The organism is Mycobacterium sp. IDUB_19, assembly GCF_055419445.1.
The window spans coordinates 107,162-126,673 of sequence record NZ_JBVAXR010000013.1; the positions used below are offsets into that span (position 1 = coordinate 107,162).

The window sequence follows — 19,512 nt, forward strand, 5'->3', positions numbered from 1 at the left end:
ATCCCGAATGACGTCATCGGCTGTTTCCACAGTGGTAACATGGATGAATGCACGGTTCCTGCTGGGACCGTGTATTGCTGCATTAGCGGCCGTGAGCACGCCGGAACGGCAGCACGGGGCGGGACCCAGACACTCCCTTCAGCGGGATGCAGAGGCTGACGCGGATACGCGGAACGACACGACGAGGAGCACGACAAGATGACGGACACTCAGGTGACCTGGCTGACCCAGGAGTCACATGACCGGCTCAAGACGGAGCTCGATCAGCTGATCGCAAATCGTCCGGTCATCGCCGCGGAAATCAACGATCGTCGCGAAGAGGGCGACCTGCGGGAGAACGGCGGCTACCACGCCGCCCGCGACGAGCAGGGCCAGCAGGAGGCGCGCATCCGCCAGCTGCAGGACTTGCTCAACAACGCCAAGGTCGGCGAGGCACCCAAGCAGTCCGGCGTGGCGCTGCCCGGATCGGTCGTCAAGGTCTACTACGACGGCGACAAGTCGGACACCGAGACCTTCCTGATCGCCACCCGCCAGGAGGGCGTCAACGAAGGAAAGCTTGAGGTGTATTCACCCAAGTCGCCTCTGGGTGAGGCCCTGATCGACGCCAAGGTCGGCGAGACCCGCAGCTACACCGTGCCCAACGGGAACACCGTCAAGGTCACGCTGCTCAGCGCGGAGCCGTATCACTCGTAGTTCGCCTCGCGAACTAGCCCAGGGCTTGTTCGAGATCGGCCAGCAGGTCGGCGATGTCCTCGATTCCCACCGAAAGCCGCACCAGGTCGTCGGGTACTTCCAATTGCGAACCGGCGGTCGACGCGTGCGTCATCGCGCTGGGGTGTTCGATCAGCGACTCGACCCCACCCAGCGATTCGGCCAGGATGAACACCGAGGTGGCGGCACACAGCTTTTCGGCGGCCGCGCGGCCACCGCGCATGCGCACCGAGACCATGCCGCCGAAGCCCGCCATCTGCCTCGCGGCGACGTCGTGGCCCGGATGAGTGGCCAGACCCGGATATAGCACCGTGCTCACCGAGGGATGCCCGGCCAGGAATTCCGATACGGCCAAAGCGTTTTCGCTGTGCCGCTGCATTCGCAACACCAAGGTCTTCAGGCCGCGCATCGTCAGGTAGGCGTCGAACGGGCCCGGCACGGCGCCGGCGCCGTTCTGCAGAAAACCGAAGGCATCGTCGAGTGCTTTGTCGTTGGTGACCAACGCGCCACCCACCACGTCGGAGTGGCCACCGATGTACTTGGTGGTCGAATGCAGCACGACGTCGGCGCCCAGCGTCAACGCCTGCTGCAGCGCGGGTGAGGCAAAGGTGCTGTCCACCAACACCTTTGCGGAATGCTGCTGGCCCAGTTCAGCGATGGCCGCGATATCGGCGATGGACAGCAGTGGATTCGTCGGTGTTTCGACCCAAATCAGCCGGGTCTGCGGCGTTATCGCGGCCTGTACCGCGTCGAGGTCGGACAGCGCCGCCGGCGTATACCCGACGTTCCACTGGCTGAAGACCTTGTCGATCAGGCGGAATGTGCCACCGTAGGCGTCATTTGGGATGACCAGGTGGTCGCCGGGCCGCAGCATCGCCCGCAGGGCACAGTCGGTTGCGGCCATGCCGGAACTGAACGCACGCCCGTAAGCGCCGCCTTCGACGGCCGCCAGCGAGGCCTCCAGCGCGGCCCGGGTGGGGTTGCCGGTGCGCGCGTATTCGAATCCGCCGCGCAGGCCCCCGACGCCGTCTTGGGCGAACGTGCTGCTGGCGTAGATCGGCGCGTTCACCGCTCCGGTTGCCGGGTCCGGGTGGTAGCCGGCGTGGATGGCCTTGGTGGCCAGCCCGGCGATTGCGTGGCGTCCGTTACGGTTTTCGCTCATCGACGATCAGCCTAGTGAGCGGCGCACGATCGCGTCAGGCGCACTCGGAGCAGTCAGATCGGCAGGACGACCGTTGTCATGATCTTGTCGGCGAGAGTCTGCCGTTTGGCGTCCCACAGCGGAAACAGGAAACCGATCAGGCAGATGACCGCGTCGACGAAGTGGGCGAGGTCGCGCACGACGGACAACCCGAAACCGATCGGCTGTCCGGTGGTCTCGCTGACCACCTTGATCTTCATCACCGTCTTGCCGAGGCTCGAACCGGTGGTGCCCTGGCGGTAGCCGCGGTTCCAGATCCAGTAGGCCAAGCCCACCAGCGTCGCGAGCCATTGCACCAATTGGCCGATCGTCGAGGGCTGGCTGGCGCAGTACTGGCTGACGTCGTACTGCGTGATGTCGGTGACGCAGGACGACGTCTGGGTGGCGTACATGATCCCGGTGCCGATGCCCTGCACGATCGCGTAGGGCAGGTAGTCGATGATCAGCGCGATCACCCGCGTGAGCCATGGCGTGTAGGAGTCCGTGGGCTGCGCACGGACCGCCGGTCCGGGCGGCGGCGGCGCGTATCCACCGGCGGCCGGCGGAGGCGGGGGGTAACCGCCGCCGGGCGGCGGAGGCGGCGGTGGCGGGTACGAGGCGCCCGGCGCGGAAGGAGTGGGTTCATACCCGCCGGAGGGGGGTTCATAGCCGCCAGGCGGTTCGGGCGGCGAGGAGGGCGGCGGTTGATCGGTCATGGTGCAACCTTCCACTGCGGGTTAGCGGAACTAGCCGCATTAACATACCTGAGAGCCGCCTTCCGTGGCGGCTCCGTGCCAGGTCCAGGCCGCGTCGCTAGCGCCGCCCTGCGGGTCCACGAGGCCCGTCCGACAGAAAGCCCAACAGGTCGTATCGGGTGATGACGCCGACGGGCTTTCCTTCCTCGACGACCATCAACGCGTCCCAGTCGCGCAATGCCTTTCCGGCGGCGCTGACCACCTCGCCGGCACCGATGATCGGTAGCGGCGGGCTCATGTGCACGGAGACGGCGTCGGCCAATTTGGCGCGGCCCTCGAAGACGGCCGAGAGCAGTTCGCGCTCGGAGACACTGCCGGCGACCTCACCGGCCATCACCGGTGGCTCGGCGCCCACGACGGGCATCTGAGACACCCCGTACTCCCGCAGAATGCCGATGGCGTCGCGCACCGTCTCCGAGGGGTGGGTGTGTACCAGGTCGGGCAGCGCACCCGACTTCCCGCGCAGCACGTCACCGACCGTGGGCTGCTCGGTCGAGCCGTCGAGGCGGGTACGCAGGAAGCCGTACGACGACATCCACCCGTCGTTGAAGATCTTCGACATGTAGCCGCGGCCGCCGTCGGGGAGCAACACGACGACCAGCGCGTCGGGCCCGGCTTCCTCGGCCACCTTCGCCGCGGCCACCACAGCCATCCCGCACGAGCCGCCGACCAGCATGGCTTCTTCACGAGCCAGCCGCCGGGTCATGTCGAACGAGTCGGAGTCGGACACCGCGATGATCTGGTCGGGCACTCCCGGGTCATAAGCGGCGGGCCAGAAGTCCTCGCCTACTCCCTCGACCAGATAGGGCCGGCCACTGCCGCCCGAATACACCGACCCTTCAGGGTCGGCGCCGATGACGCGCACCGCGCCGCCGGACACCTCCTTGAGGTAGCGGCCCGCGCCGGTGATCGTCCCGCCGGTGCCGATGCCCGCGACGAAGTGGGTGACCTTGCCGTCGGTGTCGGCCCAGATCTCGGGCCCGGTGGTCTCGTAGTGGCTGGCCGGTCCCTGCGGGTTGGCGTATTGATCGGGCTTCCAGGCGCCGTCGATCTCTGCGACCAGCCGGTCGGAGACGCTGTAGTAGCTCTCCGGGTGCTCGGGCGGCACCGCCGTCGGGCACACCACCACCTCCGCGCCGTACGCGATCAGCACGTTGCGCTTGTCCTCGCTGACCTTGTCCGGGCAGACGAACACGCACTTGTAGCCGCGATGCTGGGCAACCAGAGCCAGACCGACACCGGTGTTGCCCGAGGTGGGTTCGACGATGGTGCCGCCCGGCTTGAGCAGCCCGCTGGCCTCGGCGTCGTCGATCATCTTCACCGCGATGCGGTCCTTGGAGCTGCCGCCCGGGTTGAGGTATTCGACCTTTGCCGCAACAGTGCCAGCGCCGGCGGGGATGACGGAGTTCAGGCGAACCAGTGGCGTGCCGCCGATGATGTCACTGATGTGCTGCGCAATTCGCATGCGTTCATCGTCTCAGGCCATTTGTGGCCGGCGCACACCCACTCTCGGTGCGATCGAGATCGGACGCGCGGCGAAGGACCGATGCGGCTAGCCGGTGGCTTCGCGGATGTACTCCCCGATTTGGCGCAGCGAACGGACGGCTTCGGGCACCACCGGCGCCGCCAGCTGGAAGTCGTGCACCTGGCCGGGCCAGACCCGAACTTCGGCCGGCACCCCAACGGCGGCAAGCCTGCTCGCCGCCAACTGCGCGTCATGCAGCAGCACCTCGGATCCCGAAACGTGGATCAGCGTGCGCGGAAGCCCGGGCTTGATGTGCTCCAGGGGTTCGTAAATCTCCTCGGCCTTGCCGTCGACGATGTTCTTCTCGGCCGCGCCAGCAACCAATTCGACGAGCGCATCAAAAGCCTTGGCGGTAAACATTGCATCCGTCTTGATATTGGGATGCGATTGCTTGTATTCCTTTGCTAACTGCAGCAGTGGCGAGATCGCTACCAGCGCCGCCGGCTCCTCGCCTTCCTCCTGCAGCCGTTGCGCGAGGGTCAGCGCGAGGTACCCGCCCGCGGAATCTCCGGCGAGCACGATCTGGTCCGGCTCGTAACCGCGCCGCCGCAGCCACCGGTAGGCGTCGTGACAGTCGTGCAGCGCCATGCCCACCGAATGCTTGGGCAACAGCCGGTAATTCACCACCAGAACGGGCGAGTCAGCAAACTTCGAAATCGATTCGACCACCCGGCCGTGGGAGTTTGCTCCGCAGGTCAGGAACGCTCCGCCGTGGAAGTAGAGCACCATCCGCCGGGTGCCGTCCGCGGGCAGCACGCCGGGGGCGCGGACCAATTGCGCCGACGCATTCGGCAACTTCACGGTCTGCCGCACGGTGGCGGAGGCGGGCAACAACGCCCGGGCCGCGAGGTCGATCAGGCCCCATGGCCACGGCAGGTTGGGCGCGTAGCTGCCGGCCGCCAAAATCGGCCGGATCGTCACGCGTGAAGCCAGCGTGGCTACTCGTGCCGGGACACTGGGGCCCGACTCGATGACCTCGACCGGCGCGCCGTCGCTGATAGCGAATTTGCGTGCCTCGGCCCTACGCGACTTGAGCAGGTCACGGAGGTGCCCGGTATTCCGGGGTGCACCGGAAACCTTGCTGGGTGCGGTCATGCTCGACACTCCTACGCCGTTGTAGTGCGGTACAGCATGTGACGAGCTAGCCAAGCGCCCAGTTCATTTCGTGCGCCGAGTCGTTCAGCCAACCCGTTGAACTTAGCTTCGCAGGCATTTCTTAGGAGAACGTTTGAAGAGTCTGATTTGATACCACATCTGATTCACAACGTGACCGCATTGTTTGTCGGGCGTCCGCGCAAACACGACAGCCGATCTAAACTGATTCCGTGAGCATGAGGGTGCCGCGTCGCTCGACCATCGCCCTGGCCACAGCGGGGGCACTCGCCTCGACGGGGACGGCCTATCTGGGCGCACGCAACCTGCTGGTCGGCCAGGCGACGCACGCGCGCACCGTCATCCCCAAGGCCTGGGACATCCCGCCCCGCGCCGACGGCGTGTACAGCCCGGGGGGCGGGTCGGTGGAACGGTGGCAGCGCGGCATGACCGCGGACCTGCACCTGATGATCTTCGGGGACTCCACCGCCACCGGGTACGGGTGCACCAGTGCCGAAGAAGTGCCGGGCGTGCTGATCGCGCGCGGCCTGGCCGAGCAGACCGGCAAGCGTATTCGGTTGAGCACCAAGGCAATTGTCGGTGCCACCTCGAAAGGCGTCAGCGGCCAAGTCGACGCGATGTTCGTGGCCGGACCGCCACCGGACGTGGCCGTGATGATGATCGGCGCCAACGACGTCACCGCCCTCAACGGGATCAGCCAGTCCGCGCGGCGGCTGGGCAGAACGGTGCGCAAGTTGGGCTCGCGCGGCGCGGCGGTGATCGTCGGCACCTGCCCGGACCTGGGCGTGATCACCGCGATCCCGCAGCCGCTGCGCTCGCTGGCACGCGCGCGGACCAGACAACTCGCCCGTGCGCAGGCCGCGGCGGTGAGGTCCTCCGGCGGCGTGCCGGTGCCGCTGGCGAACCTGCTGGCTCCGCAATTCCGCGCCACACCCGAGCTGATGTTCTCGGCCGACGGCTTCCATCCCTCAGCGACCGCGTACGCGCTGGCGGCGGCGCAGCTGCTGGTGGCGCTCTGCGATGTGCTGGGGGTGGAGGTCGAGAGTCCGGTGCTGAATTTGGCGGCGCGCGCCGAGACACCCATGGTCAGCGCGGGCCACACCCCGCTGAGTGCCATGTCGCGGCTGTGGCGGCGGCCGGCGCCCAGCTCGGCCGCCCCATCGTCGAACTGACCAATCACCACCGACTAGATTTGCCTTAGCCCGTCGGGGTGGGTGTGCCACCCGATCGTTACGAGCCCGTAGCCCATTGGAGGGAATCGTCATGCCCGAAGCCGTCATCGTCTCCGCCGCCCGTTCGCCGATCGGCCGCGCCATGAAGGGGTCGCTGGTCAGCATGCGGCCCGACGATCTGGCAGTGCAGATGGTGCGCGCCGCGCTCGACAAGGTGCCCGCGCTCGACCCGCACCAGATCGACGACCTGATCCTGGGCTGCGGCCAGCCCGGCGGTGAGGGCGGATTCAACTTGGCGCGCGTGGTCGCTGTCGAACTGGGCTATGACTTCCTGCCGGGCACCACCGTCAACCGGTATTGCTCGTCGTCGCTGCAGACCAGCCGGATGGCTTTCCACGCGATCAAGGCGGGCGAGGGCGATGTGTTCATCTCGGCAGGTGTGGAAACCGTGTCCCGCTTCGCCAAGGGCAGCGCCGACTCGTGGCCGGACACCAAGAACGCGCTGTTCAACGAGGCGCAGGAGCGGTCCGCCGCCGCGGCCGGCGGCGCCGACGAGTGGCACGACCCCCGCACGGACGATCACATTCCCGACGTCTACATCGCGATGGGTCAGACCGCGGAGAACGTCGCGCTGCTGACCGGCGTCAGCCGCGAAGACCAGGACCACTGGGGAGTGCGCAGCCAGAACCGCGCCGAGGAAGCGATCAAGAGCGGGTTCTTCGAGCGGGAGATCTCGCCGGTGACCCTGCCCGACGGCACCACGGTGAGCACCGACGACGGCCCGCGTCCCGGGACCACGTACGAGAAGATCAGCGAACTCAAGCCGGTGTTTCGGCCCAACGGCACCGTGACCGCGGGCAACGCCTGCCCGCTCAACGACGGCGCGGCGGCGTTGGTGATCACCAGCGACACCAAGGCCAAGGAGTTGGGCCTGACGCCGCTGGCCCGCATCGTGTCCACCGGCGTCAGCGGCCTCTCACCCGAGATCATGGGCCTGGGCCCGATCGAGGCGTCCAAGAAGGCGCTGGCCCGGGCCGGCATGTCGATCAACGACATCGACCTCTACGAGATCAACGAGGCCTTCGCAGTTCAGGTGCTGGGCTCGGCCCGCGAGCTGGGCATGGACGAGGACAAGCTGAACGTCTCCGGTGGCGCCATCGCCCTAGGCCACCCGTTCGGCATGACCGGCGCCCGCATCGCCGCGACGCTGATCAACAACCTGCAGACCCACGACAAGACTTTCGGTCTGGAGACCATGTGCGTCGGCGGCGGCCAGGGCATGGCGATGGTCATCGAGCGGCTCAGCTAGCGCGTCGGGTGTGCGTCCTGGGCGCCGAGTGTGTGCCCAGGACGGTATGACCGCACACTCAACGCGCGTCGAGCACCGCGCTCGCGCACAAAAAAGCCGGCACGCCCGTGGGCGTGCCGGCTTTTTGGTCAGTCGGACTACCTGTCGCCCTGGAAGTAACTGAGCAGACGCAGGATCTCGAGGTAAAGCCAGACCAGCGTCACGGTCAGGCCCAGCGCGATACCCCACGCCGCCTTCTCCGGCGCTCCCGCGCGGATCATCTGGTCGGCCGCGTCGAAGTCGATCAGGAAGCTGAACGCCGCGATTCCGATCATAACCAGCGAGAAGATGATCGCCACGGGTCCGCCGCTGCGCAGGCCCAGGCCGGTGCCGCCGCCGACACCGAACAGCGCCAAAACGAAGTTGCCGAGCATCAGGAACACCGCCCCGAACAGGGCGGCGACCACCATCCGGGTGAACTTGGGCGTGACCCGGATGGCGCCGGTCTTGTAGACGACGAGCATCCCGAAGAACACGCCGAGGGTCCCCAGGACGGCCTCGCCGATCATCGCCCCGGCGTTAACCGACCGACCTCCGCCGACCGATACCTGGAACGTCAGTAGAAGCGAAATGGCGCCGAGGGCCAGCCCCTCGAGAACGGCGTAGCTGAGCACGATCGCCGGGTTGTCCTGCTTGCGGCCGAACGTGGCGATCAGCACCAGCACCAAACCGCCGATTGCGCCGATGAAGGTCAGCGGCGCCGCCAGCGCGAGGTTGGTTGACGCCAAGTAGAACGAGACCACGGCAGAGGCCGTCAACACCGCCAGCGTGATGCCGGTCTTGGTGACGACGTCGTCGATGGTCAGCGGACGGGAGGCCTTGGCCTCCTGATATGGAGCTGCTGTGTAGGGGTCGCCTTGGTAGTACCCCTGCTGCACCTGGGCCGCGCCAGTGCCGAACTGCGCATATCCGCCGCTCTGCTTGGGCAGCGAACGAAATACCGGGTTGCTAGTTTCCCGCACCGTCGGTTCCTCTCTTAAGACTGTGGGTTCGAGCTGTGCGAACACCTGCTCAACGATCAGTCGCCTTCCCAGGTTCCCAGCGGAACTGGTGTTTTCAGGGTATCTCCGGGCACGGCTGCTGTCGTCGGCTCAAACATAACCCTTACCCGCGGGTATCGCGTCTGTTGTAACGATCTAGATTGCTGGTCAGGGCCCGGCAACGCGACGCCGCGGGCACAGATTTCGGCGATGGAGGCCAGGGCGTGACCGAAGGCGTGACTGACGAATCCAACGAGGTATTGACCCGAATCGACAATGGCGTCGGCCTGATCACGCTCAACCGCCCCAAAGCAATCAACTCGCTGAACCAGACGATGGTCGACGTGCTCGGCCCCCTGCTCACCCGTTGGGAAAGCGACGATGCGGTGCGCGCGGTGGTGCTGTCCGGAGCCGGCGAGCGCGGGCTGTGCGCCGGCGGCGACGTCGTCGCGGTCTATCACAGCGCCCGCAACGATGGCGTCGAGGTGCGTAAATTCTGGCGCGACGAGTATCTGCTCAACGGTCAGATCGGCAGGTTCGCCAAGCCGTACGTGTCGTTGATGGACGGGATCGTGATGGGCGGCGGGGTCGGCGTCAGCGCACACGGGAGCGTCCGCGTGGTGACCGAAACCTCGAAGATCGCAATGCCGGAAGTCGGCATCGGGTTCATCCCCGACGTCGGCGGCGCATTTCTGCTGTCCCGGGCGCCGGGCGCGCTCGGCCTGCACGCCGCGCTGACCGGCGCGCCGTTCTCCGGGGCCGACGCCATCGCGCTGGGGTTCGCGGATCACTACGTCCCGCACGCCCAGCTGGGTGCGTTCACCCAAGCGATCGTCGACGACGGCGTCGAAAGCGCATTGGCCACCCACGCCGTTGAGCCACCGGCCAGTGATCTTGTCGCGCAACGCGATTGGATCGACAATTGCTTCGCCGGCGAGACTGTGGAGGACATCGTCGCCGCGCTGCGCGGGCATGACGCCGGCCCGGCGCAGGACGCCGCCAACCTGATCGCCACCCGATCCCCCATCGCGGTGTCGGTGACGCTGGAAGCGGTGCGCCGGGCCGCGAAGATGGAAACTCTGGAAGATGTTCTGGTCCAGGACTATCGGGTGTCGTCGGCGTCGGCGCGCTCCCACGATCTGGTGGAAGGCATTCGAGCGCAGATCATCGACAAAGATCGCAATCCGAAGTGGTCGCCGCCGAACCTCGCCGCGGTCTCCGCGGCCGACATCGATGCGTATTTCGCGCCGGTCGACGACGACTTGAGTTTCTAGAAAGGCGGTTTGGATGAGCGAGACAACGTACGAAACCATCCTGGTCGAGCGCGATCAGCGGGTCGGAATCATCACGCTGAACCGGCCGCAGGCACTCAACGCGCTCAACACTGCGGTGATGAACGAAGTCACCAGTGCGGCAGCCGAATTCGATAACGACCCGGGTATCGGGGCGATCATCATCACCGGTTCCGCGAAGGCGTTCGCGGCCGGGGCCGACATCAAGGAGATGGCCGCGCTGACCTTCGCCGACGCGTTCGGCGCCGACTTCTTCGCCACCTGGGGCAAGCTGGCCGCCATCCGCACCCCGACGATCGCCGCCGTGGCCGGCCACGCACTCGGCGGTGGCTGCGAGCTCGCGATGATGTGCGACCTGTTGATCGCGGCCGACACCGCGAAATTCGGCCAGCCAGAGATCAAACTCGGTGTGCTGCCGGGCATGGGCGGCTCGCAGCGCCTCACCCGCGCCATCGGCAAGGCCAAGGCGATGGACCTGATCCTGACCGGCCGCACCATCGGCGCCGAAGAAGCCGAACGCAGCGGCCTGGTTTCGCGGGTGGTGCCGGCCGCCGACCTGCTGACCGAGGCCAAGGCCGTCGCCACCACCATTTCGCAGATGTCGCTCTCGGCGGCCCGAATGGCCAAGGAAGCCGTCAACCGTGCCTTCGAATCCACCCTGGCCGAGGGGCTTCTCTACGAACGCAGGCTGTTCCATTCGACTTTCGCGACCGATGATCAGTCCGAGGGAATGGCGGCATTCGTCGAGAAGCGCGCTCCGAACTTCACGCATCGATAAGATCCTCGGCGTGAGCGAGCCAGGTTCGACGACCGGCACCGACGAGGAATCAGCCGCCGGCGCAGACAACATCGCGGGGACCGGCGACGCCCCGCCGACCGGTGTGGCCACTGAACCCGAAGCGGGTGCGGAAAACGCCGATGCTGCCGGGCTGGTGGAAATCGCCACGAAGCCGTTTTGGGTGCGGCACTACACCTTCACCGGCACCACGGTCGGTCTGATCTTCATCTGGTTCTCCTTGACGCCGTCGCTGCTGCCGCGCAGCGCGCTGTTCCAGGCGTTGGTCAGCGGGATTTCCGGCGCCATCGGTTATGGACTGGGCGTCTTTTCCGTCTGGCTGGTGCGCTACATGCGCGCAAAGAATTACAGCCCACCGCCGCCGCGTTGGGCGTGGAAGGTGTTGATCCCGGTCGCCGTCGTGATCCAGGTGCTGATGGCGATCTGGTTCCACGTTTGGCAGGACGACGTGCGCGACCTGATGGGTGTCGCGCACCTGAAGTGGTACGACTACCCGACGGCCGCGATCCTGTCCATCGTCGTGCTGTTCACGATGGTCGAAATCGGCCAGGCCATCCGCATGCTGGTCAGTTTCCTTGTGGGACAACTCGACCGGATCGCGCCGTTTCGCCTCTCGGCGACCATCGTCGTGGCGCTGCTCGTGGTACTGACGATCACCCTGCTCAACGGCGTGGTGCTCAAGTTCGCGATGCGCACCATGAACAACACGTTCGCCTCGGCCAACAATGAGATGAACCCGAACACCACGTCACCGACCACCCCGCTGCGATCCGGCGGCCCGCAGTCGCTGGTGTCGTGGGATTCGTTGGGCCACCAGGGCCGCATCTTCGTCAAAGGCGGCCCCAGAACCGACGAGCTGACCGCATTCAACGGCGCGCCGGCCACCGAGCCGATCCGCACCTATGCCGGGCTGAACTCCGCGGACGGCATCACGGCGACCGCGGAGCTGGCGGCGCGGGAACTGCAGCGCACCGGCGGGCTGCAGCGCGCCGTCGTCGCCGTCGCGACGACCACTGGGACCGGCTGGGTCAACGAGGCGGAAGCTTCGGCGCTGGAATACATGTACAACGGCAACACCGCGATCGTCAGCATGCAGTATTCGTTCTTGCCGAGCTGGCTCTCGTTCCTGGTGGACAAGGAGAACGCCCGGCACGCCGGCCAGGCACTGTTCGAGGCCGTCGACAAACTCATCCGGCAATTGCCCGAGGGACAACGTCCCAAGCTCGTCGTGTTCGGCGAGAGCCTGGGATCGTTCGGCGGTGAGGCGCCGTTCATGAGCCTCAACAACGTGCTGGCCCGCACCGACGGTGCCCTGTTCAGTGGACCGACCTTCAACAACACCATCTGGACGGACCTGACCTCCACCCGAGACGCCGGTTCGCCGGAGTGGCTGCCCATCTACAACGATGGTCGCAACGTCCGATTCGTCGCGCGCCCAAGCAATCTGGACCGTCCCAAGGATCCGTGGGGTGCGCCCAGGGTGGTGTATTTGCAGCACGCCTCCGACCCGATCGCCTGGTGGACGCCGGATTTGCTGTTCAGCAAACCGGATTGGCTGCGCGAACGGCGCGGTTACGACGTGCTCCCGCAAACGCGGTGGATTCCGGTGGTGACTTTCCTGCAGGTGTCGGCGGACATGGCGGTCGCCGTGGATGTGCCGGACGGGCACGGCCACCGCTATGTCGCCGACGTCGCCAACGGCTGGGCCTCGGTGTTGTCGCCGCCCGGGTGGACGCCGGAGAAAACCGAGCGGCTACGGCCGTTGCTGCATGCCGATGCCACCTCCACCGGTTAGCTAGAGCCAGCGGCGGCCGCTCCCGCCGACGTTCGCCAGCCCCGCCGGATTGATCGAATCACCACCCAATTCGGCAAGCACGCCGGCGCCGGCCAGCGCGTGATACCCGCCGACGACGTCGGTGGCACGGTGCAGGCCGATGTCCAGTAGTGCGGCTGCCGCCAGGCTGGAGGTGTAGCCCTCCGAGCACAGGATCACCCATTCGACGTCGTCGCCGACGGCTTCCGGCAGGCGGGCGTCGCTGGTCGGGTCGCAACGCCATTCCAGGACATTGCGTTCGATCACCAACGCGCCCGGCACCTCACCCTCGCGAAATCGCTGCGCCTGCGGCCGGATATCGACGAGCACCGCCCCGCGCCGCAGCGCATCGGGCACCTCGGCGGCTCCAAGCCGGCGATAGCGGCGCCGGGCGGATCTCAACACCACGTCGATACGGCTCATCACGTCCCCTCTGGCTGGTCGGTCAGTTCGGTGCGCTGGCGGCGCAATGCGTTGTTTCCGGTGACCTCGTAGTACGACATCGCGCTCAGCGGCGGCGAGTAGGCGTGCACGCTCAGCGTCGGCGCAACCGGTGCCTTGATCGGGATGACGGTCCCCGGGCCCGGGCTCGGCACTGGCCTGGGCGCCCACACCACGTCGTGCACCCAGCCCAGCGGGAACCCGGCCTGGTCACCGGCGTCGAGGCGGCGGCGCCGCAATCTGCGCCCGTCCCAACGGAATTCGTTCATCGACCCGGACACCACGGTCAGCGCACCCAACGAGCCACCATGGTCGTGCAATTCGGTGGCGTGACCCGGAACCCAGCTGATCAGCCAGACGTCGAGTTCGTCGTCGCCGTGGATGCGGGTGAACCAGCGACGCGAATCCGGTACGCCGCCGTCAGGCAGCAGGTGGTCACAACGGCCGCTGAGCACGTCGTCGGCGGCTTGGTCGGTGGCGTGCAGCAGGTCGGGAACCCGCAGCCGGGTGGGCCCCGGGGCGGGCGACGCGATTCTCGGTGAACGCAACGCAACGGAACTGGCGACAGGCAAAGACATTGGGAGAGCTCCAGGAGAACGGATTGGGCAAGAGGCGGCGCGTTAAGGCCGACAACACTCGCAAAATCCGAAGCGCTCCATCACGGCCGCCAGTGTTGCATAGATTGAGACCGTGCGCTGGTGCAGTCGTCGGCCCCTGGTATGGGGCGCGCTCATGGTGGCGACCGGTTTGACCGGACTGTCTTCGGTCACGGGGTGCTCGCCGGGCGGTGGCCCCGCGGGCAAGGTCACGTCGTCAACGACGCGGTCGCCGGCCGTTGCGCAGGGCCCGAGTTCGGCGCCACCCGGGGCTGTCGGTCTCTCCCCCGCCGGCGTGACGACCAGGGTCGATGTCCCCGCCGATTCGACCGAAGAAGAGTATTACCAGGCCTGTCATGCCGCAAAAGTGTGGATGGACGCCCGGCCCAAGACCGGAGAATCCCCGTTCGAGCCCTATTTGGCGATGGTCCAGACCTCGCCCTCGGGCACCGCGGGCAGCTGGAACGCCCGGTGGGCGGACCTGACGCCGGCCCGGCAGGCGGCGGTGATCACCGCCGCGCGGGCGGCCGCCAACGACGAATGCGGGTAGCGGCCGGGGGCTGCGCTTCGAACTCCTGCGCAATTGCGATCACGGCTGAAAAAAGTGCCGCCCCGGCCCGGCGAGGGCCCGATCCGCCACGCAAAATGTAGGGGTGCCTACCGAAGCCGTCGCGCGACGATCATCACCGCCCCGGGTCGCCATCGCGCTCGGGAGCGGCGGCGCCCGCGGCTACGCCCACATCGGGGTGATCGAGGCGCTCAACACACGCGGCTTCGAGATCGTGGGGATCACCGGCTCATCGATGGGCGCGATGATCGGGGGTCTGCAAGCTGCCGGACGGCTCGACGAGTTCGCCGACTGGGCGAAGTCGCTGACGCAACGCACTATTCTGCGGCTGCTCGACCCGTCGATCAGCGCGGCAGGGGTGATGCGGGCCGAGAAGATCTTGGAGGCGGTACGCGACATCCTCGGCCCGGTCACGATCGAGGAACTGCCGATCCCGTACACCGCGGTCGCGACCGATCTGCTGGCCGGTAAGTCGGTGTGGTTTCAGCACGGACCGCTCGACGAGGCGATCCGGGCATCCATCGCGATTCCGGGGGTGATCCCTCCCCATGAAGTCGGCGGACGCCTGCTCGCCGACGGCGGCATCCTGGATCCGCTGCCGATGGGCCCGCTCGCCGCGGTCAACGCGGACCTGACGATCGCCGTGAGCGTCAGCGGCAGCGAGGTGATCGCCAAACGAGAGCCCGAGCCCGGCGCCACCGTCGAGTTGCTGAACCGCATGGTGCGCAGCACTTCTGCGCTGCTAGACACGTCGGCTGTCCGGTCGCTGCTCGACCGGCCCACCGCGCGAGCCGTGTTGAGCCGATTCGGCGCGGACAGCTGGACGGAGGAATCCGGCGACGAGGACACCGACGACCTCGCCGACGGGCCCGGGGTTCCGAAACTGGGCAGCTTCGAGGTGATGTACCGGGCGTTTGACATCGCCCAGTCGGCGCTCACCCGCCACATGCTGTCGGCCTACCCGCCCGATCTGCTGATCGAGGTACCACGTTCGACCTGCCGGAGCCTGGATTTTCACCGAGCCGCAGAGGTGATCGACGTCGGCCGGATGCTGGCCGATCAGGCCCTCGATGCGTTCGAACGCGTGGCTGACGAACCCGTACCGCCCGCGATCGAGGGCTGATCACCCGCCGATCAAACACCCAGGAACCGTGCGACGGTCTGCGCCTCGCGGCGACCCTGCTCACGTCCCGCCTCGGCCGAGGCGACGCGACAGCGCGGGTCTAACAGGTTGGGCCCGAACGCTTTCAACGAGTCGTCGTCGGCGAATACCGCGAATGCGGCGCCGTCGAAGGCCGCGATCTCGGCGGCCGGCCCGTCGCCGAACGGCGATGGGGCGTCGGGCGCCGAGGGCACCAACATCACGGCCGCGTCGCAGTCGCGGGCGACCTCGAGGTTCACCGAGCTGGCGATGCCGCCGTCCATATACCGCCGGCCCGCGATCGTCACCGGCGGCCACGCGCCTGGCACCGCGCAGCTGGCCGCCACCGCATCGACCAGCTGCACTCCCGAACCGCGGTCGAAGACCACCAATTCGCCGGTGCCCGTGTCGATTGCGGTAATGCGCAGCGTGCGGTTGGGCCAGTCGTGCGATGGCAGGCGCCGCACAATCACCTCGCGGCGCACCGGCTCGGGAACGGTTTTGGTGCCCAGCGCCACCGCCCCGATCCGCTGCATCTGCTGACGCGTCCTGGGCAGCGACTCGTCGTACGGCTCGGCCAGTGCGGTCAGGAAAAGTTCGGTGATGGTCTCGACGTCGACGCCGGAATCGATCTCGTTCGACGTTTCGGCGACTTGCCGATCGAACAGCGCCGCCAGCGTGCTGCCGCTGCCGATCTGCGCGGCAACCGCCGACCCCGCCGAGGTCCCGACCAGTACATCCGAACCCAGCAGCAGCCGTGCCGCAGCCGGCGACTCATCGGCAATGCCCTGTAGAATGCCTGTCTCCCAAGCGATTCCGGCTATTCCCCCACCGGCCAGTACCAGCGCGCGTCTGATCGTCATGTCACAACTTCCGGGTGTTCGGCAGCGCGTGCTGCGCATCTTGGACCGGTTCGCTGAGATCCTCGCGACGCAGCAGATGCCGGGGCGGGTCCGGCAGGATCATCGTCCGGTTGATCTGCAGCGAGCCGTCGACGTGCACCAGCTCGCCCGATTGCAGCAGACGCCAGCGTGGGTCGTCGTCCATCGGCTCGGTCGCCAGCACCACCGACGGCCGCGTGCACAGAACGTCGGACTGCGCGTGAATTCGCTTGGTACGCAACTCAAACTCCCGATCGGGTGCACCGGCCTCGTCGCGCCGGTCCAGCAGGCAGAGTTGGTGAGTTTCCGGGTAGCGCAACGCCCACATGTCTGTGGCCGTGCTCAACAGCACGTTGACCGCATAGATCGGCACGTTCGCCGCTAGCCAGGTCATCGCATCGGCCAGGCCGGCGGGGACGTCGCCGTTGGCGGCGCGGATCGAGGCGGTGATCAACGCGAACACCCGCTCGGAATCGGTTTGGCCCAGCACTAGATCATCGGTGCCGACCTCGCGCAGCCGTTCGTCGAGGATCTCCAGTCCCTCGAGCACACCGTTGTGCGCGAAGATCCGGCCGTCCTGCAGGAACGGGTGGGTGTTGCGAATGTCGAGCGAACCGGTCGTCGCGTAGCGCACATGGGCGATGAATGTCGTACCGGTCTCCATGTGAGCTTCGGTCGCGAAGTCGGCGTCACGCCACGCCGCTATCGGCTCCTTGTGCAGCCGCGGTTTTCTGTCGGATTCGAACACACCCAGGCCGGTGCCGTCCGGGTTCCGCCTGCTCTGCTCCGACAGACTGTCCGGTGCGTCCAGCAGCCAAAAGGTCGCGGCGCAAGCGCGCGTGCCGGCGTGCAGGCCAAAGAGTCGACACATGCGCTCGACGCTACCGAATGCGGTTGCGGGGTCAGCGTGTCAGCATCACCGACAGGTCGCGCAGCGCCTGGCGCGCGTAGCCCTTCCACATCGTCGCGAACAACGGGAGCGCCAACGCGGTCAGCGCCGACTTCGCGTGAATGTCCCAGCGCCAGGTGACCTGGGTGCCGCCGGCGGCCGGGGTGAAGATCCACTCGCCCAGCACGTGGTCGACCAGCAACGCCATCGGGCCGGTGACATCGCCGAGCCGGTAGCCGAACGATCGCGGCGGGTCAACGCTGGTCAGCTCTTCGCGGGTGCTGCCACCACCGGCCAACACCACGGTGCGGGTCTGGCCGGCGGCGTCCCACGCTCCGGTCTGGTCGCGGACTTCCTTGATCGGCGGGAACGGACCGTACCGGCGGCTGAAGAGTTCTGGAAGCGGTGCCGGCAGGGTGCGGTGAAAGGCCTGATCGGGGGGAACGGGAATCACCAGCGATTCGGAAACAACACGCGAATGTGCCATGGGTTCAACCCTTTCTCGCGAGCAGAAACAGAATCGCACGTTCGGTGTGAAGGTACGCGATTCTGTGTTCCCCGTGCTGCGTGGGAGGTACCCCCAGCTCGCGGTGGCGGGTTTCAGTCGCGCGCCTCGGTGACCTGGTATCCGTTGTCCGCGTAGCGGGATCGGATGGCCTTCTTGTCGTACTTGCCCACGCTGGTGCGCGGGATTTCGTCGGCAAACGTCCACCGCTCGGGCAACCACCAACGAACGACCTTGTCCGAGAGGAACGTTCGCAACTCGTCGGCGCTGGCCGACGTGCCTTCGTTGAGGACGACGACGGCGAGTGGGCGTTCCTGCCAGCGTTCGTCGGGAACTCCGACGACGGCGGCCTCGAGCACGTCCGGGTGACCGATCAGGCAGTTCTCCAACTCCACCGAGGAGATCCACTCCCCGCCGGACTTGATCACGTCCTTGGAGCGGTCGGTGAGGGTGACGAAGCCCTCCTCGTCGATGCGGCCGACATCGCCGGTGCGCAACCAGCCGGAATCGAATTTGGAGTCGTCGTGACCGAGGTAGTAGGAGCCCGTGATCCACGGGCCACGGACTTCCACCTCCCCCACGGCCTGGCCGTCGTTGGGCAGCACCTCGTCGTCGTCGTCGACGATGCGCATCTCCACGCCGCAGATCGGTTGGCCCTGGGTGCCGCGGATGGCCCAGTGCCGGTCCTCCGGGGTTCCGACCGGCGGCCAGGCCAGGGTGGCCAGCGGCGACGTCTCGGTCATTCCCCACAGCTGCCGGATCTGGACGTTGTACTTGTCTTCGAAGGTGCGCATCATCGACACCGGAACGGCCGAGCCACCGCAGGCCACCAGGCGCAACGACGAAATGTCGTGGTCGGGGTCCTTTTCGAGATGATGCATCACGTCGTTCCAGATGGTCGGCACAGCGCCGGCCAGGGTGGGCCGCAGCTTCTCGACCATGTCGATCAGCGATCGGGCGTCGAGGTGACGATCGGGCAGCACCAAGTCGGCGCCCGCCATCAACGCCGCGTACGGCAGCCCCCACGCGTTGGCGTGGAACATCGGCACAATCGGCAACACCCGGTCACAGGACCCAACCCCGATCCCGTTGGTGCTGCACGCTGCCATGGTGTGCAGGAAGCTCGAACGATGGCTGTAGACAACACCTTTGGGGTTGCCGGTGGTGCCGCTGGTGTAGCACATCGCGGCCGCGGAATTCTCGTCGATGCTCGGCCAGTCGAATTCGGTCGACTGGTCCGCGATCAACTCCGCGTAGCGCAGCACGGTCTTGCCCGACTCCTGCAGCGGCGCCGTGTCGCCGTCCCCGACCGCGATCACGGTGTGCACCGTTTCGAGCTCGGGCAGTATCGGCACGAGCAGTTTGGCCAGCGACATATCCACCAGTACGACCTGGTCTTCGGCTTCGTTGGCCACGTAGGCGATCTGCTCGGGGAACAGCCGGATGTTGAGGGTGTGCAGCACGGCACCCATCGACGGCGCCGCCAGGTAAGTCGCCAGGTGCTCGGCGTTGTTCCACATGAACGTCGCGACCCGCTGGTCTCCGGCCACTCCCAGGCCGCGCAACGCGTTCGCCAGTTGGGCGGCCTGCTGACCCAATTCGCGGTAGGTGGTGTGGCGGTAGCCGTCATCCGTCGCGGTGGTAACCGTTCGGGCCCCGTGGACACCACAGCCGTGCCGCATGATCGCGGTGATTGTCAGCGGAAAGTCCTGCATTGTGCTGTCCATCGATCTACCGCCTTACGGTCTCGGCGCAGCACCGCCACATGGTCGGTCGGGCGAATGGTATCGCCGCGCCACATCGTGC

General features: G+C 66.9%; 19 protein-coding genes. 8 read left to right on the forward strand and 11 right to left on the reverse strand.

Annotated elements, in window-relative coordinates; translation table 11 throughout:
• The first annotated feature begins 198 nt into the window (after window positions 1-198).
• A complete protein-coding gene (greA, locus tag ACZY0B_RS13245; RefSeq protein WP_463764570.1) occupies window positions 199-693 on the forward strand; it encodes a transcription elongation factor GreA in 495 nt (164 codons plus the stop codon).
• 13 nt (window positions 694-706) lie between these two features.
• Here the strand turns inward: greA and ACZY0B_RS13250 are convergent, their stop codons facing one another.
• The 4 genes from ACZY0B_RS13250 to ACZY0B_RS13265 all read right to left on the reverse strand — a co-directional run bounded on the left by ACZY0B_RS13250 (window position 707) and on the right by ACZY0B_RS13265 (window position 5,266).
• Complete coding sequence (locus ACZY0B_RS13250; RefSeq protein WP_463764571.1) at window positions 707-1,873, reverse strand: cystathionine gamma-synthase; 1,167 nt, start codon at window positions 1,871-1,873, stop codon at window positions 707-709.
• A 53-nt stretch (window positions 1,874-1,926) separates the two neighbouring features.
• Window positions 1,927-2,607: an RDD family protein gene (locus ACZY0B_RS13255; RefSeq protein WP_463764572.1), complete on the reverse strand. Its 681-nt coding sequence runs from the start codon at window positions 2,605-2,607 to the stop codon at window positions 1,927-1,929.
• 97 nt (window positions 2,608-2,704) lie between these two features.
• Entirely contained in the window at window positions 2,705-4,111 is a 1,407-nt protein-coding gene (locus ACZY0B_RS13260) for a cystathionine beta-synthase (RefSeq protein ID WP_463764573.1), read from the reverse strand.
• 87 nt (window positions 4,112-4,198) lie between these two features.
• Window positions 4,199-5,266 (reverse strand): alpha/beta hydrolase, encoded by a 1,068-nt coding sequence (locus ACZY0B_RS13265; RefSeq protein WP_463764574.1) that lies wholly within the window; start codon window positions 5,264-5,266, stop codon window positions 4,199-4,201.
• Between the two features lie 242 nt (window positions 5,267-5,508).
• On the opposite strand from ACZY0B_RS13265, the gene ACZY0B_RS13270 reads away from it, so the two are divergent.
• Together ACZY0B_RS13270 and ACZY0B_RS13275 are read left to right on the forward strand one after the other, a co-directional pair.
• Window positions 5,509-6,456, forward strand: a complete 948-nt coding sequence (locus tag ACZY0B_RS13270; RefSeq protein ID WP_463764609.1) for an SGNH/GDSL hydrolase family protein — start codon at window positions 5,509-5,511, stop codon at window positions 6,454-6,456.
• Between the two features lie 91 nt (window positions 6,457-6,547).
• A complete protein-coding gene (locus tag ACZY0B_RS13275) occupies window positions 6,548-7,765 on the forward strand; it encodes an acetyl-CoA C-acetyltransferase (RefSeq protein ID WP_463764575.1) in 1,218 nt (405 codons plus the stop codon).
• A gap of 137 nt (window positions 7,766-7,902) precedes the next feature.
• Here ACZY0B_RS13275 and ACZY0B_RS13280 read toward each other — a convergent pair whose 3' ends face one another.
• Window positions 7,903-8,766, reverse strand: coding sequence for a Bax inhibitor-1/YccA family protein (locus ACZY0B_RS13280; protein WP_463764576.1), 864 nt, complete (start codon window positions 8,764-8,766; stop codon window positions 7,903-7,905).
• Between the two features lie 254 nt (window positions 8,767-9,020).
• On the opposite strand from ACZY0B_RS13280, the gene ACZY0B_RS13285 reads away from it, so the two are divergent.
• The 3 genes from ACZY0B_RS13285 to ACZY0B_RS13295 are packed head-to-tail and all read left to right on the forward strand — an operon-like array spanning window position 9,021 to window position 12,667.
• A complete protein-coding gene (locus tag ACZY0B_RS13285; protein WP_463764610.1) occupies window positions 9,021-10,058 on the forward strand; it encodes an enoyl-CoA hydratase/isomerase family protein in 1,038 nt (345 codons plus the stop codon).
• A 13-nt stretch (window positions 10,059-10,071) separates the two neighbouring features.
• Window positions 10,072-10,854, forward strand: coding sequence for an enoyl-CoA hydratase (locus ACZY0B_RS13290; RefSeq protein ID WP_463764577.1), 783 nt, complete (start codon window positions 10,072-10,074; stop codon window positions 10,852-10,854).
• A 10-nt stretch (window positions 10,855-10,864) separates the two neighbouring features.
• Window positions 10,865-12,667 (forward strand): alpha/beta hydrolase, encoded by a 1,803-nt coding sequence (locus ACZY0B_RS13295; RefSeq protein ID WP_463764578.1) that lies wholly within the window; start codon window positions 10,865-10,867, stop codon window positions 12,665-12,667.
• Here ACZY0B_RS13295 and ACZY0B_RS13300 read toward each other — a convergent pair whose 3' ends face one another.
• Entirely contained in the window at window positions 12,668-13,108 is a 441-nt protein-coding gene (locus tag ACZY0B_RS13300) for a rhodanese-like domain-containing protein (protein WP_463764579.1), read from the reverse strand.
• Window positions 13,108-13,704: a cupin domain-containing protein gene (locus ACZY0B_RS13305; RefSeq protein WP_463764580.1), complete on the reverse strand. Its 597-nt coding sequence runs from the start codon at window positions 13,702-13,704 to the stop codon at window positions 13,108-13,110. Before ACZY0B_RS13305 ends, ACZY0B_RS13300 begins: the two co-directional genes overlap by 1 nt.
• Window positions 13,705-13,858: 154 nt before the next feature.
• On the opposite strand from ACZY0B_RS13305, the gene ACZY0B_RS13310 reads away from it, so the two are divergent.
• Together ACZY0B_RS13310 and ACZY0B_RS13315 are read left to right on the forward strand one after the other, a co-directional pair.
• Window positions 13,859-14,272, forward strand: a complete 414-nt coding sequence (locus tag ACZY0B_RS13310; protein WP_463764581.1) for a lipoprotein LpqV — start codon at window positions 13,859-13,861, stop codon at window positions 14,270-14,272.
• Between the two features lie 103 nt (window positions 14,273-14,375).
• On the forward strand, window positions 14,376-15,413 hold the full coding sequence (locus tag ACZY0B_RS13315; RefSeq protein WP_463764582.1) for a patatin-like phospholipase family protein: 1,038 nt from the start codon (window positions 14,376-14,378) through the stop codon (window positions 15,411-15,413).
• Between the two features lie 11 nt (window positions 15,414-15,424).
• On the opposite strand, the gene ACZY0B_RS13320 is transcribed toward ACZY0B_RS13315, so the two are convergent.
• The 4 genes from ACZY0B_RS13320 to ACZY0B_RS13335 all read right to left on the reverse strand — a co-directional run bounded on the left by ACZY0B_RS13320 (window position 15,425) and on the right by ACZY0B_RS13335 (window position 19,433).
• The gene (locus ACZY0B_RS13320) at window positions 15,425-16,294 is read right to left on the reverse strand and encodes a patatin-like phospholipase family protein (RefSeq protein WP_463764583.1); all 870 of its coding nucleotides are present in this window, start codon (window positions 16,292-16,294) and stop codon (window positions 15,425-15,427) included.
• A gap of 1 nt (window position 16,295) precedes the next feature.
• A complete protein-coding gene (locus ACZY0B_RS13325) occupies window positions 16,296-17,183 on the reverse strand; it encodes a class II glutamine amidotransferase (protein ID WP_463764584.1) in 888 nt (295 codons plus the stop codon).
• A 31-nt stretch (window positions 17,184-17,214) separates the two neighbouring features.
• On the reverse strand, window positions 17,215-17,688 hold the full coding sequence (locus tag ACZY0B_RS13330; protein WP_463764585.1) for an SRPBCC family protein: 474 nt from the start codon (window positions 17,686-17,688) through the stop codon (window positions 17,215-17,217).
• A gap of 113 nt (window positions 17,689-17,801) precedes the next feature.
• Window positions 17,802-19,433, reverse strand: a complete 1,632-nt coding sequence (locus ACZY0B_RS13335; protein ID WP_463764586.1) for a long-chain fatty acid--CoA ligase — start codon at window positions 19,431-19,433, stop codon at window positions 17,802-17,804.
• Between the last annotated feature and the right edge of the window lie 79 nt (window positions 19,434-19,512).